Raw genomic sequence first — 11,917 nt, forward strand, 5'->3', positions numbered from 1 at the left:
TCATCGGATTCTGGAAGAACGGTTTTATGGAAAAGACGAAGTTTCGCAAGATCACCTTTGGGGTCGCCGCGGCTCTGGTCGCCGGCATCGTGCTGTACGCGGTGAAGGCCCCGGCCAAGCCGCCGCAGTACATCACCGCCACGGTCGAGCGTGGCGACATCGAGAACGCGGTGCTGGCCACCGGCACCCTGGAGGGTATCCGTCAGGTGGACGTCGGTGCCCAGGTTTCCGGGCAGCTCAAGTCGCTGAAGGTCAAGCTCGGTGACAAGGTCAGCGAGGGCCAGTGGCTGGCCGAGATCGACCCGCTGGTGCCGCAGAACACCCTGCGCCAGGCCGAGGTCGATGAGGAGAAGCTGCAGGCCGAGCGGCGCTCGGTGCAGGCCAAGCTCAAGCAGGCCAAGCGGGTCTATGAACGTTACGAGGTGCTGCAGGACGACGAGTCGATCTCGCGCCAGGACTTCGAGAGCGCCGAGTCCGAGTTCGAGGTGCAGCAGGCCAACCTGCGCTCGCTGGACGCGCAGATCAAGAGCGCCCGGGTGCAGATCGACACCGCCAGGGTCAACCTCGGCTACACCCGCATCGTCGCGCCGATCAATGGCCATGTGGTGGGCATCGTCACCCAGGAAGGCCAGACGGTGATCTCCAACCAGTTGGCGCCGGTGATCCTCAAGCTGGCCGACCTTGACACCATGACCATCAAGGCCCAGGTGTCCGAGGCCGACGTGATCCATATCAGCCCTGGCCAGCAGGTGTACTTCACCATCCTCGGCGACGACCAGCGCTACTACGCCAAGCTGCGCGGCACGGAGCCGGCGCCGCAGAACTACCTGGAAAGCAGCGACAAGAACAGCGGCGCGGCCAAGCAGGCCAGCGCGGTGTTCTACAACGCACTGTTCGAGGTACCCAACCCCGAGCACCGCCTGCGCATCTCGATGACCGCCCAGGTGCGCATCGTCCTCGACACCGCCCAGGGCGTGCTCACCGTGCCGGTGGCGGCGCTGGGGCCGCGCGATGCCGACGGCAGCTTCCCGGTGCGGGTGATCGACGCCAAGGGCTTCGCCCAGGTACGCAAGGTCCAGGCGGGGATCAACAACAACGTCAAGGTCCAGGTCAAGGATGGCCTGGCCGAAGGCGATCGGGTGGTGATCGGCGAGCCGGTGTCGGGCGAGGCGGGGGCGTGAGCATGAACATGACCGTCGAGCTTTCACCGCACCTGACGCGGCCTGCTGACCAGCAACAGCCGTTGCTGCGCCTGCAAGGGGTCAGCCGCAGCTTCATGGCCGGCGACCGTGAGTTCCTGGCGCTCAAGGGCATCGACCTGCAGATTCATGCCGGTGAGCTGGTGGCGATCATCGGCGCCTCGGGCTCGGGCAAGTCGACCTTGATGAACATCCTCGGCTGCCTGGACCATGCCAGCGCCGGCAGCTACCAGGTCAGTGGCCAGGAAACCCGCGACCTGGACGACGACGCCCTGGCCGCGCTGCGCCGCGACCATTTCGGCTTCATCTTCCAGCGCTATCACCTGTTGCCGCACCTGGATGCCCTGCGCAACGTGGAAATCCCAGCGGTGTATGCCGGCGTGCCCCAGGCCGGACGCCATGCCCGAGCCCGTGAACTGCTGGGCCGTTTGGGCCTGGGCACCCATCTGGCCCACCGGCCGAGCCAGCTGTCCGGCGGCCAGCAGCAGCGGGTGAGCATCTGCCGGGCGTTGATGAACGGCGGCGAGGTGATCCTCGCCGACGAACCCACCGGCGCCCTCGACACCGCCAGCGGCAAGGAGGTGATGAACATCCTGCTGGAGCTGCACGCTGCCGGGCACACGGTAATCCTGGTGACCCACGACCCCAAGGTCGCCGCCCATGCCGAGCGGATCATCGAGGTCAGCGACGGTCAGATCGTCAGCGACCGCCGCACCCGGCCCGAGGCGCCCGCGCCGGCCGCCGAGGCCGCGCCGGCTGTCGAGCAGGCACCGCGGCGGCTGGTGGCCAGCCTGGGGCTGTTCCGCGAGGCCTTCAAGATGGCCTGGATCGCCCTGGTCTCGCACCGCATGCGCACCTTGCTGACCATGCTCGGGATCATCATCGGCATCACCTCGGTGGTGTCGATCTCGGCCATCGGCGAGGGCGCCAAGGGTTACGTGCTCAAGGACATCCAGGCGATCGGGAGCAACACCATCGACATCTATTCAGGCACCAGTTTCGGCGACAGCCGGGCCAAGGCCATCGAGACCTTGATGCCGGCGGATGTGACGGCGCTCAACGAGCTCTACTACGTCGACAGCGCCACCCCGGTGATCGGCCAGAGCTCGCTGGTGCGCTACCGCAACATCGACGCTGACGTGCAGCTCAACGGCGTCAGCGAGCAGTATTTCCAGGTGCGCAACATTCCGCTGGCCTCGGGGATCGTGTTCAGCGCCGACGACGCCCGGCGCCAGGCGCAGGTGGTGGTGATCGACCACAACACGCGCAAGCGCCTGTTCGGCGACGGGGTCAATCCGCTGGGGCAGGTGATCCTGGTCGGCAAGCTGCCGTGCACGGTGATCGGCGTGACCGCCGAGAACAAGAACCTGTTCGTCGCCGGCAACACCCTGAACGTGTGGATGCCCTACGAGACCGCCGCCGGGCGCGTGCTCGGCCAGCGCCACCTGGACAGCATCAGCGTGCGGATCAAGGATGGCATGCCGAGCAAGCGGGTCGAGGAGGAGGTCAACAAGCTGATGCTGCAGCGCCATGGTACCAAGGACTTCTTCACCAACAACCTCGACAGCATCATGCAGACCGTGCAGAAGACCAGCCGCTCGCTGACCCTGCTGCTGTCGCTGATCGCGGTGATTTCGCTGGTGGTGGGGGGGATCGGGGTGATGAACATCATGCTGGTGTCGGTCACCGAGCGGACCCGGGAGATTGGCATTCGCATGGCGGTGGGGGCACGGCAGTCCGACATCCGCCAGCAGTTTCTGGTGGAGGCGGTGATGGTCTGTCTGATTGGCGGGGTGATCGGGATTGGGTTGTCCTATGGGATCGGGTATTTGTTTGCGTTGTTCGTGAAGCAGTGGGAGATGGTGTTTTCGCTGGGGTCGGTTGTTACGGCGTTTGTATGTTCTACGTTGATCGGGATTGTGTTCGGGTTTGTACCGGCTCGAAATGCGGCGCGCTTGGATCCTATTGAGGCGCTGGCGCGGGATTAGTATATTTTGGTCATTGTGGTTGCATATGCATACATTGCCATTGCCATTGCCATTGCCATTGCCATTGCCATTGCCATTGTACTTGCTCTTGCTCTTGCTCTTGCTCTTGCTCTTGCTCTTGCTCTTGCTCTTGCTCTTGCTCTTGCTTCTAAGTACGCGATAGTCCAGGCGCCGCCAATTGCGACTTCAGGAGGCCGAGCGGAGTTCTTGCGGAGGGAGGTGACGGGCATGGATGCCCGTCAAGCGCTGCGCCCCAGGATGGGGCGTTCAGCGCGGTCCTCCCGGGAGCAAGAACGGAGCGAGGGAACCCCGAAGCGAAGCGTAGGGGCCGGATGAATGGAGCGAGGATTTTTTGGTTCCTTTTTGATCCTTCAAAAAGGGACCCGCCGTAAGGGCGGAAAGGTGACTTCGCGTCACCATCGCAAATGAATGCGCATATAGCTTTCAAAACACATGCTCTAAAAGTCAAAGTCAAAGTCAAAGTCAAAGTCAAAGTCAAAGTCAAAGTCAAAGTCAAAGTCGGTCAGTGCTGGTTTTAATAGTTGTAAGCGAATTCATTTGCGATGTCGACGCATAGTCACCTTTTCGCCCTTACGGCGAGTTCCTTTTTGAAGGATCAAAAAGGAACCAAAAAATCCTCGCTCCATTCATCCGGCCCTCCGCTTCGCTCCGGGTCCCCTCACTCCGGCCTTGCTCCCGGGAGGACCGCGCTGAACGCCCCATCCTGGGGCGCAGCGCTTGACGGGCATCCATGCCCGTCACCTCCCTGCGCAAGGCCTGCGTTCGGCCTCCTGAAGTCGCGAAGTTACGGGCGGCGCCTGGACAGACGCAGCTGTCGCTAGCGGGCTACGGCGCTAGACTCCTGATCGGCAACGGCAACGGCAACGGCAACGGCAACGGCAACGGCAACGGCAACGGCAACGGCAACGGCACTGCGCCGAGCTTGCCTCGTAGGGACGCCGACGCGTCTCAAGCCACCTTGCGTAAGGCCTCGATCAATTCTCCCTTGCGCATGGTCGAGCGCCCGGCAATGTGCCGCTTGCGCGCACGGTCCATCAGTTCGGCCTTGGTCATGTCCTCCAGCCGCTGTCCGGGGCGAGGCACGCCGTGCTTGGTCGCCACCGCGCGCCGAGCCGATGAAGCCCGCGCCTCGGCCTTGGCCGCCGGGCTTTTCTTCTGCCCGGAACCGCCTTTGCGCTCGCCGCCCCCGGACTGTTTGTTTACGGTGGCCCAGGCGCGGGCTTCGGCCTCGTCCTTGGACACGCCCTTGTCCTCGTAGCTCTGCTCGATATGCTCGGCCTTGCGTTTCTGCTTGTCGGTGTACTTGTCTTTGTCTCCACGTGGCATGGTCGTTCTCCTCTGCGTCAGTGAGTCTGCCAGACCCCGTTGTTGCGCTCGCAATCGCTGCGCGCCTGGCCCAGGCTCGGGGTGTCGTAGTAGTAGGTGATGATCCGCGCATCCTTCGGCACGGCTGGACGGGTGGAGGGCTCGTCACGCCCTGCGGCATCGGGGTTGGCCAGGGTCTCCTGGGTCAGCGGCGCGATGCAGCTGCCGACGCTGCCGTCGGCGCAGCGCTCGACCCTGCGTTTCTGGCTGTTGAGCATTTCCTTGCTTTCGCTGCTGCACGACCAGGCGATCGCTTCGGCCGGCATGTTGCCGTAGCTGTAGCAGGTGTGCTGCTGCACCGGCTTGACCGCCTCGCTGGATGAGCGGGTGACCACATCGCAGCCTTCGGCCAGCACCTGCCCGCTGGCCAAGGTGCCCAGCAGTGCCATACACAGAATGAACCGCATGATGTACCTCCCGGGCCCGACGGCCCATCAGCGCTTGTCGAGGGCCGGCCCGGCCTGTCGGCGCAAGGCCTTGGCACGCTTCTCGAGGATCAGGTAGGTGACCACCGCCAACAGCAGCGGAATCAGGTAGTACAAGGTTCGATAACCCAGCAGCGCGGCGACCAGCGTGCCCTGGCCGAGCTGGCCGTGGAGCAGGGCGAGGAACACGGCCTCCAGCACGCCGAGCCCGGCGGGAATATGCGCGACCACGCCCGCCACGCAACTGATCAGCAATACCCCCAGCACCGAGGGATAGAACAGTTCCGGTGGCAGCAGCAGGTGGATCAGCGCCGCCATCAGCGCCCAGTTGCTGGCTCCCAGGGCCACCTGGCACAACGCCAGGCGCAGGCTCGGCAGGGTGACTTCGTGCCCGCGCAGGTCCCACGTTCGTCGCTTGGCGAAGGCACAGGCGAACAGGTAAGCCAACGCGACCGCCACCATCAGCACGCCGATCAGACGCAGGCCGCCGGCGCCCACCGCCCAGCTATCCGGCAGCTTGACCAAGCCCAAGGCGAAAACCGTGCCGGCCAACAGCAGGTAGCCCATCCAGTTGGTCAACAGGCCCAGGGTGAGGATGCGGGTGATGGTTGGCGTATCGAGCCCCAGCCTGCCGTACAGGCGATAACGCAGGGCCACGCCACCGACCCAAGTGGTGAAGTTGAGGTTGAACGCATAGCAGACGAACGCCACCGGCAGCACCTGGCGGGCCGGCAGGCGATGGCCGGTGTAGGCGCGGGCGAGCAGGTCGTAGCTGGCGAACACCAGGTAGCTGCACAGGGCCAGCAGCAACCCCAGGGCCAGGGTCGAGGGTCGGTAGGCCAGCAGCGACTGGCGCACTTCGTTCCAGTCCAGGTTACGCGCCAGGGTGAACAGCAGCACCGGGATAAGCACCAGGAACAGCACGGTCAGCAGGCGTTTGCCCCAGGTCTTCCAGCGTGGCGTGGCCATCAGGTCTTGCCCCCGTGGTAGCCGGCCGGGGCCTCGCTGTCGGCTTGCAACGACTGCAGGCGTTGCCGGTGCGCCGGGAACCAGCCGGCGATACGCGGGAAATAGCGGGTGATATGGAAGCCCAGGAAGATCAAGGGTGCGCGCCACCAGTAGCCACGCACCATGCGTTCGAGCGTCACGGCCTTGCAGTGTTCGCGGGTGAGTTCGCTCAAGTGTTGGTAGAGCACATCGTTGAACCCACGGTCGCGGATCAGAAGATTGGCCTCGAGGTTGAACGACAGGCTCAGCGGGTCGAGATTGCTCGAGCCCACGGTGGACCAATCGTCGTCCACCAACGCCACCTTGCCGTGCAGCGGGCGCTGGCAGTACTCGTGGATGCGCACGTCGTCGCGCAGCAGGTAGTTGTAGAGCAGTCGCGAGAGCGCGCGTACCCAGCGCATGTCTGGTTGCCCCTGGAGGATCAGGGTCACTTCCACCCCCCGCCGGGCGGCGTTGCGCAGTTCACGCAGCAGGCGATAGCCAGGGAAGAAGTAGGCGTTGGCCACGATGATACGTTGCCTGGCTTCACGGAAGACCTGCAGGTAGCAGACCTCGATATCGTTGCGATGGCGCCCGTTGTCGCGTTCCACCAGCACGGCGCTGGCCGTGCCTGCGGTGGTGCAGGTCGGCTGGACCTGGCTGGCGGCGTCCAGCACCGCTGCGAGCATACGGCACGAGGAAGCGTGCACCTGGGCCACCACCGGGCCGACGACCTCCACGGCGTAGTCCTGCTTGGCCTGCGGACCGAAATCGCCGAGGTGGTCGGCGCTGTAGTTGATGCCGCCGATGAACGCGCGCTGCCCGTCGATCACCAGGATCTTGCGGTGCAGACGGCGGAACAAGTTGGTGCGCATGCCGGCCAGCCGGGGTTGCGGATCGAACGAATGGAAGCGCACCCCGGCCTCGGTCATCGAGGCGATGAAATCGTCGGGCAGGTCCGCAGTGCCGTAGCCGTCCACTGCCACTTCGACCCGCACCCCGCGCCGCGCGGCGTCGATCAGGGCCTGGCGCAAGGGTTGGCCGACCTTGTCGTCGTAGATGATGAAGGTCTCCAGGAGGATCTCCACCTGTGCCTGGGCCATGGCCTCGAACACGCGCGGGTAGTACTGCTCGCCGTTGATCAACAGTTCGACACGGTTGCCGTCGCTCCAGGACTGCTTCATAGCGTCACCTGCGCCACCAGCGGGGCATGGTCGGAGAGGTGTGACCACGGGTACCGGGACAACACCCGTGCCTGGCAGGCTTGTGCATTGCGCAGGTAGATGCGGTCCAGGCGTAGCAGCGGCAGGCGCGCGGGAAAGCTGCGCGCCGGCTTGCCAAAGGCTTCGCGCAGATGTCCCGACAGCCGCGCATCGGCTTTCAGGCGCCAGTCGTTGAAGTCGCCGGCGACGATGACCGGCTCGTCCGGCGGCAGGCTGTCGAGCAACGCCAGCAGCAGGCCGACCTGGCGCTGACGATGGTCTTCGCGCAGCCCCAGGTGCACGCAGATCGCGTGTACCTGCTCATGGCCGGGCACTTCGAGGAGGCAGTGCAATAGACCGCGCTCCTCGTTGCCGTGGATCGTGACGTCGAGGTTGTCGTGGGCGCGGATCGGAAACTTGGACAGCAGGGCGTTGCCATGGTCGCCATGGGGATAGACCGCGTTGCGCCCGTAGGCGAATTGCGGCCACATGCTGTCGGCGAGGAATTCGTACTGAGGTGCCGTCGGCCAGGTCGGATGGCGTTCGGCATGCCGCTGGTGGCTGCCGTGCACCTCCTGCAGGAACACCAGGTCGGCCCCGGTGGCGCGCACCGCCTCGCGCAGCTCCGGCAGGATGAAGCGGCGGTTGAACAGGGTGAAGCCCTTGTGCACGTTGAGGGTCAGCACCGTCAGGCGGTGCACGGCGGTCACCTTGTCGATGATGCAGCGGGGAGCAGGCAGGGTCCCGTTCATAGCGGCTCCTGCGGCTCGACGCCAGGCTCGGTCACCAGCTCGCCGTCAAGGCCGAGCTTGGCCAGCAGGCGGCGGGCATCGTAGGGGGCATGCACTTTCTGGTCGTTGTCGAAGTAGCAGTACACGTCACGAGAGGCGCGTTTTGCCGGGGCGCGGCCTACCACGCGCTGGGCATCCTCCGGCTGGCCGCCGGCAGCCCAGGCCTGGATGCGCAGGCGCCAGCGGCGTAATGCGTTGGCGGTGTAGCCGCTGCTATAGAGCTCGACATCGCCATGCAGGCGCAGGTACACGAAATCGGCCGTGACCTCCTCGACATAAGGCCATTTGCCCGCGCTGTCAGCGACCACCAAGGCAATCTTGTGCTTGCGCAGCAGGCTGATGAAGGTGTCACAGAGGAAGCTGGGGTGGCGAATCTCCACGGCGTGGCGCAGGCGTGCGTTACCTCGGATGGCAGTGCCGCCGTTGCCTTGCAGGCGCTCGGCCGCCTGGCGAGCGAGGAGGCGGGCAGCGTTGCGGTCACGCGGCAGCTTGGCCAGGAAGTCGCTGAAGCGTTGCGCGTCGAACTTCAGGTTCGGCGGAAACTGCCAGAGAAATGGCCCCAGCTTGTCGCCCAGCAGCAATGGGCCCGATGCGAAAAAGTTGGCTAGCGCTTCATCGATCTCGCGAAGCCTGCGCACATGGGTGATGTAACGCGGAGCCTTGACCGAGAACACGAAACCCTGCGGTGTCTGGTCACGCCAATGACCATAGCGCTCCGGTGTCTGCAGCGCGTAGAACGAGCCATTGATCTCTATGCTGTTGACCGCCCGCGAGGCGAACGCCAGCTCGTCGTCCTGGCGCAGTCCCTTGGGGTAGAAGTCCTTGCGCCATGGGCCATAACGCCAACCGGAAATACCAATGCGGATCTCGCTCACGAGAGCCCCCTGCGTTCGTGTACTTATCAGTAGCGACTGGTAGTGGGGTGAGAGGGTTCAGCACGATTGACGAGTGGCGCTGGTGGGAAAGCCCTGGGTCGAGCTCGGAGTTTCTGTCTGCGCCTATGAGTAACTTCCTAGCAAATTTGTCCTGCCCGCTTGAGCAGGTCCAGGTTGGTAGGCTTCACCGTCACATGAACCAACTCGACGGGTGTGAACCAGCGGCATTCGACTATCTCCCCGGATGCGCGCGGTACCTCTGAACGCTCGACAGGCATCCGGTAAAGGTAATGTTCTTCCATCGCATAGGCGTGATGGCCAAGGTGCCGAGCGTTTCGCAGCGTCAGGCTTGTCTCCTCCCGCAGTTCCCGACGGGCCGCCTCGAGTGGTTGTTCGCCCGGTTCGAGCTTGCCGCCGGGCAAAGACCACTCTGGCGCCTCTTTGCGCACGAACAGGATCTTTCCCTCCTGCGTGCAAATGACGGTTGAATGCAACTCTCGGGGTTCACTCATGAGGCCTCCTGGGGGCAAGTGGTGAATCGACAGCACTCAACCCGCCAGTGCCTTGATCAACTGCTCGTTGAAAGCCGGGATATCGTCTGGCTTGCGGCTGGTGATCAGGTTGCCGTCCACCACCACTTCTTCATCTACCCAGTTGCCACCGGCGTTGCGAATATCATCCTGCAATGTCTTGTAGCTGGTCAGCCGCCTGCCTTTGGCCAGATCACTCGACACCAGCAGCCAGGCACCGTGACAAATCACCGCCAGCGGTCTGCCTGCCGAGTTGTGGCTTTTCACCAGTTTCTGAGCCGCGGGTATCAGGCGAATGGTATCGGCGTTCTGTACGCCACCCGGCAGCACAATGGCGTCGTACAGATCAAGGTGGGCGCTCTCGAAGGTGGCGTCCACTGCAAACTCGTCGGCAGGCTTGTCGTGATGCCAGCCGCGAACGGTGCCTTCCTTGTCACTCAGAATGTCGACTATCGCCCCATTGGTTTCGAGAGCTTCGCGAGGGCCTGTCAGCTCCACCTGTTCGAAGCCATCAGTGACCAGGAAGGCCACACGCTTGCCATTCAATTGAGCTGTCATTGTTCGATCTCCGTTTTCGATGAGCCTGCGCAAGCGAAGGACTTTGTCATCCGTCGGATTGCTCCTCGGGTGGCACCTGGCCTTCCGGCCAGTCGGGCGCCTCATGTTCCGGATCGGGCGGTGGTACCTTTTCGCCGGGATCGTGCGGTACTTCATCGACGTAAGGGTCTGGATGATTGGGGTCGATCATGGGCTAATACCTCGTCAGAGAATTTTCGGCCTTGCATACCGCCAGTACCGGGATTGTCAATACGATCCCCAGGGCGAACGCTGTCGCCCTGGGTGGACCCCAGTGAAATCAGCGTTCCTTGTCCATGCCCTGGTCTTGGTCGCGTTGTTGACCCCCAACTTTTCCAGGGTCGGTAAGGTTCTCCCTGTCATCAGGCTGTTCCACCGATTGCCCGCCTTGTCGCCCGGTATCCTGGGACTGCGCCCAATCCTTGTCGGTCTTGTCCTCAGGCCGCTGCCCGCCTTGCTGCCCGCCTTTCTGCCGGTCGGTCATGTCGCCTGCCGAGCCGTGGCCCCCTTGCTGGCCGGCGTTGCCCATGTTGTTGTCGGCGTTGCGGTCGCCGCCCTTGTCTTGATTGTCAGCCATGATGGCTTACCTCTGGTCGAACACAGGAAGGTCTGTGTTCAGTTGTGACTGGGTGTTCAGTCATCGCACTGCAAATATTCTCGGTTTTTCGGACCAGTTGCCTGAAGGACCGCGAGGCAAATATTTAGCGGGTGAACAACCGCCGTACAGGTCGTGGTCTGGGAGAAAAACTGGAACTTTGCGCGCCTTGCGAGCCTCCACCGCATGGCGGCGCGTAAACCGAGGTGAGCCATGAACAGCGACGACGATTTCGACGACGATCAACCGGAACCCCCGGTGCAACCGGAGGAGGACGAGCCGGAGGTGCAACCGGACGACCCGGATATCGAAGGCCTGCCTGACGAAACCGGGCAACCGGCCTGAAGGAGATCCAGCCATGAAATTCGACCGGTTTGCCCAATGGCTGGCCAACCACAGTGGACGCCCGGTGACCTTCGCCATCGCATTGATGCTGATCATCGCCTGGGGCGTCAGCGGGCCGTTGTTCCACTTCAACGACACCTGGCAACTGGTGATCAACACCTCGACCACGATCATCACTTTCCTGATGGTGTTCCTGATCCAGAACACCCAGAACCGCGACAACGATGAGTTGCACATCAAGATCGACGAGCTGCTGCGCACCACCAAGCGGGCGCACAAGGCACTGCTCGACCTCGAGGACATGGGGCCGGCCGAACTGCATGCGCTGCGCAAGCATTACCAGCAGATGGGCGAGCACGCCCCGGCGACGCCGGGCAGTGACGCTGGGGAAAAGAACACGCCTGACTGACCCTGGAGGACGACATGGCCAGACACATCATCCACTACACCGGCCCGATCAACTCCGCGACCTGCGGCAACCTGATCAATACCTGCTCCAAGGCCCTGCAGCAGGGGGCCGAGGTATTGCAGCTGAACATCGCCACCATGGGCGGCGAATGCAGCTACGGCTTCACCCTGTACAACTTCCTGCGCGCCTTCCCGGTGCCGGTGCATACCCACAACCTGGGCACGGTCGAGTCGATGGGCAACATCCTGTTCCTGGCCGGCGTTCATCGTACGGCCTGTGCCTGCAGCAAGTTCCTGTTCCATCCCTTCCATTGGACCTTGCACGGTTCGGTGGACCATGCGCGCATGGCCGAGTACGCCATGAGCCTGGACTACGACCTGCGCCTGTATGCGCAGATCGTCGCCGAGCGCACCGAAGGCGCCAGCGACGTGCTCGACGTGCCGCGCTACCTGATGGCCTATCCGCGGATCCTGGCGCCGCAGGAGGCGCTGGCCAGCGGAATGATCCATGCCATCGACGAAATGCCCATCGCTGCGGATGCGGTGCAATGGAGCGTGCATGCGTGAGTGGGGCAGGTGCCAGTGGAATCAGCGTTGATGGCGCTGTGCT

The 11,917-nt window shown here is 63.6% G+C and carries 15 protein-coding genes; 5 read left to right on the top strand and 10 right to left on the bottom strand.

The window, feature by feature from the left end:
- The first annotated feature begins 26 nt into the window (after window positions 1–26).
- Together macA and VUG52_RS12975 are read left to right on the top strand one after the other, a co-directional pair.
- Entirely contained in the window at window positions 27–1,181 is a 1,155-nt protein-coding gene (gene macA / locus VUG52_RS12970; protein WP_331833071.1) for a macrolide transporter subunit MacA, read from the top strand.
- A gap of 2 nt (window positions 1,182–1,183) precedes the next feature.
- A complete protein-coding gene (locus VUG52_RS12975) occupies window positions 1,184–3,187 on the top strand; it encodes a MacB family efflux pump subunit (protein WP_331833072.1) in 2,004 nt (667 codons plus the stop codon).
- Between the two features lie 969 nt (window positions 3,188–4,156).
- Here the strand turns inward: VUG52_RS12975 and VUG52_RS12980 are convergent.
- The 10 genes from VUG52_RS12980 to VUG52_RS13025 form a co-directional block, all read right to left on the bottom strand.
- The gene (locus tag VUG52_RS12980; protein WP_050705681.1) at window positions 4,157–4,534 is read right to left on the bottom strand and encodes a Rho termination factor N-terminal domain-containing protein; all 378 of its coding nucleotides are present in this window, start codon (window positions 4,532–4,534) and stop codon (window positions 4,157–4,159) included.
- A gap of 17 nt (window positions 4,535–4,551) precedes the next feature.
- The gene (locus tag VUG52_RS12985) at window positions 4,552–4,980 is read right to left on the bottom strand and encodes a hypothetical protein (RefSeq protein WP_050705682.1); all 429 of its coding nucleotides are present in this window, start codon (window positions 4,978–4,980) and stop codon (window positions 4,552–4,554) included.
- Between the two features lie 27 nt (window positions 4,981–5,007).
- Window positions 5,008–5,967 (bottom strand): lysylphosphatidylglycerol synthase domain-containing protein, encoded by a 960-nt coding sequence (locus VUG52_RS12990; protein WP_050705683.1) that lies wholly within the window; start codon window positions 5,965–5,967, stop codon window positions 5,008–5,010.
- Entirely contained in the window at window positions 5,967–7,169 is a 1,203-nt protein-coding gene (gene clsB / locus VUG52_RS12995; RefSeq protein ID WP_050705684.1) for a cardiolipin synthase ClsB, read from the bottom strand. The genes VUG52_RS12990 and clsB overlap by 1 nt, the downstream gene beginning before the upstream one ends.
- Window positions 7,166–7,939: an endonuclease/exonuclease/phosphatase family protein gene (locus VUG52_RS13000; protein WP_262952912.1), complete on the bottom strand. Its 774-nt coding sequence runs from the start codon at window positions 7,937–7,939 to the stop codon at window positions 7,166–7,168. Before VUG52_RS13000 ends, clsB begins: the two co-directional genes overlap by 4 nt.
- On the bottom strand, window positions 7,936–8,853 hold the full coding sequence (locus VUG52_RS13005) for a DUF72 domain-containing protein (RefSeq protein ID WP_262952911.1): 918 nt from the start codon (window positions 8,851–8,853) through the stop codon (window positions 7,936–7,938). The genes VUG52_RS13000 and VUG52_RS13005 overlap by 4 nt, the downstream gene beginning before the upstream one ends.
- Before the next feature lie 137 nt (window positions 8,854–8,990).
- Window positions 8,991–9,365, bottom strand: a complete 375-nt coding sequence (locus VUG52_RS13010) for an NUDIX domain-containing protein (RefSeq protein WP_050705687.1) — start codon at window positions 9,363–9,365, stop codon at window positions 8,991–8,993.
- Between the two features lie 36 nt (window positions 9,366–9,401).
- Window positions 9,402–9,941: a type 1 glutamine amidotransferase domain-containing protein gene (locus VUG52_RS13015; protein WP_050705688.1), complete on the bottom strand. Its 540-nt coding sequence runs from the start codon at window positions 9,939–9,941 to the stop codon at window positions 9,402–9,404.
- A gap of 46 nt (window positions 9,942–9,987) precedes the next feature.
- Complete coding sequence (locus tag VUG52_RS13020) at window positions 9,988–10,131, bottom strand: hypothetical protein (RefSeq protein WP_156329633.1); 144 nt, start codon at window positions 10,129–10,131, stop codon at window positions 9,988–9,990.
- Between the two features lie 108 nt (window positions 10,132–10,239).
- The gene (locus VUG52_RS13025; protein ID WP_082337741.1) at window positions 10,240–10,536 is read right to left on the bottom strand and encodes a hypothetical protein; all 297 of its coding nucleotides are present in this window, start codon (window positions 10,534–10,536) and stop codon (window positions 10,240–10,242) included.
- A 231-nt stretch (window positions 10,537–10,767) separates the two neighbouring features.
- On the opposite strand from VUG52_RS13025, the gene VUG52_RS13030 reads away from it, so the two are divergent.
- From VUG52_RS13030 to VUG52_RS13040, 3 genes are read left to right on the top strand one after another with little or no spacing between them, the layout of a single operon-like run.
- Window positions 10,768–10,899, top strand: a complete 132-nt coding sequence (locus tag VUG52_RS13030) for a hypothetical protein (RefSeq protein ID WP_256205991.1) — start codon at window positions 10,768–10,770, stop codon at window positions 10,897–10,899.
- Window positions 10,900–10,912: 13 nt separating this feature from the next.
- Window positions 10,913–11,308 (top strand): low affinity iron permease family protein, encoded by a 396-nt coding sequence (locus VUG52_RS13035; RefSeq protein ID WP_050705690.1) that lies wholly within the window; start codon window positions 10,913–10,915, stop codon window positions 11,306–11,308.
- A 14-nt stretch (window positions 11,309–11,322) separates the two neighbouring features.
- Complete coding sequence (locus VUG52_RS13040; RefSeq protein WP_050705691.1) at window positions 11,323–11,874, top strand: ATP-dependent Clp protease proteolytic subunit; 552 nt, start codon at window positions 11,323–11,325, stop codon at window positions 11,872–11,874.
- Window positions 11,875–11,917: the final 43 nt, after the last annotated feature.

The organism is Pseudomonas sp. LH21, assembly GCF_036549575.1.
Classification (GTDB): domain Bacteria; phylum Pseudomonadota; class Gammaproteobacteria; order Pseudomonadales; family Pseudomonadaceae; genus Aquipseudomonas; species Aquipseudomonas peradeniyensis.

Bases quoted from the DNA above. Each gene is read 5' to 3' on its own strand.
- VUG52_RS13015 (WP_050705688.1), bottom strand. From the start codon at position 9,941: ATGACAGCTCAATTGAATGGCAAGCGTGTGGCCTTCCTGGTCACTGAT.
- VUG52_RS13000 (WP_262952912.1), bottom strand. From the start codon at position 7,939: ATGAACGGGACCCTGCCTGCTCCCCGCTGCATCATCGACAAGGTGACC.
- VUG52_RS13030 (WP_256205991.1), top strand. From the start codon at position 10,768: ATGAACAGCGACGACGATTTCGACGACGATCAACCGGAACCCCCGGTG.
- VUG52_RS12980 (WP_050705681.1), bottom strand. From the start codon at position 4,534: ATGCCACGTGGAGACAAAGACAAGTACACCGACAAGCAGAAACGCAAG.
- macA (WP_331833071.1), top strand. From the start codon at position 27: ATGGAAAAGACGAAGTTTCGCAAGATCACCTTTGGGGTCGCCGCGGCT.
- VUG52_RS12990 (WP_050705683.1), bottom strand. From the start codon at position 5,967: ATGGCCACGCCACGCTGGAAGACCTGGGGCAAACGCCTGCTGACCGTG.
- clsB (WP_050705684.1), bottom strand. From the start codon at position 7,169: ATGAAGCAGTCCTGGAGCGACGGCAACCGTGTCGAACTGTTGATCAAC.
- VUG52_RS13035 (WP_050705690.1), top strand. From the start codon at position 10,913: ATGAAATTCGACCGGTTTGCCCAATGGCTGGCCAACCACAGTGGACGC.
- VUG52_RS13020 (WP_156329633.1), bottom strand. From the start codon at position 10,131: ATGATCGACCCCAATCATCCAGACCCTTACGTCGATGAAGTACCGCAC.
- VUG52_RS13010 (WP_050705687.1), bottom strand. From the start codon at position 9,365: ATGAGTGAACCCCGAGAGTTGCATTCAACCGTCATTTGCACGCAGGAG.
- VUG52_RS12985 (WP_050705682.1), bottom strand. From the start codon at position 4,980: ATGCGGTTCATTCTGTGTATGGCACTGCTGGGCACCTTGGCCAGCGGG.
- VUG52_RS13040 (WP_050705691.1), top strand. From the start codon at position 11,323: ATGGCCAGACACATCATCCACTACACCGGCCCGATCAACTCCGCGACC.
- VUG52_RS12975 (WP_331833072.1), top strand. From the start codon at position 1,184: ATGAACATGACCGTCGAGCTTTCACCGCACCTGACGCGGCCTGCTGAC.
- VUG52_RS13025 (WP_082337741.1), bottom strand. From the start codon at position 10,536: ATGGCTGACAATCAAGACAAGGGCGGCGACCGCAACGCCGACAACAAC.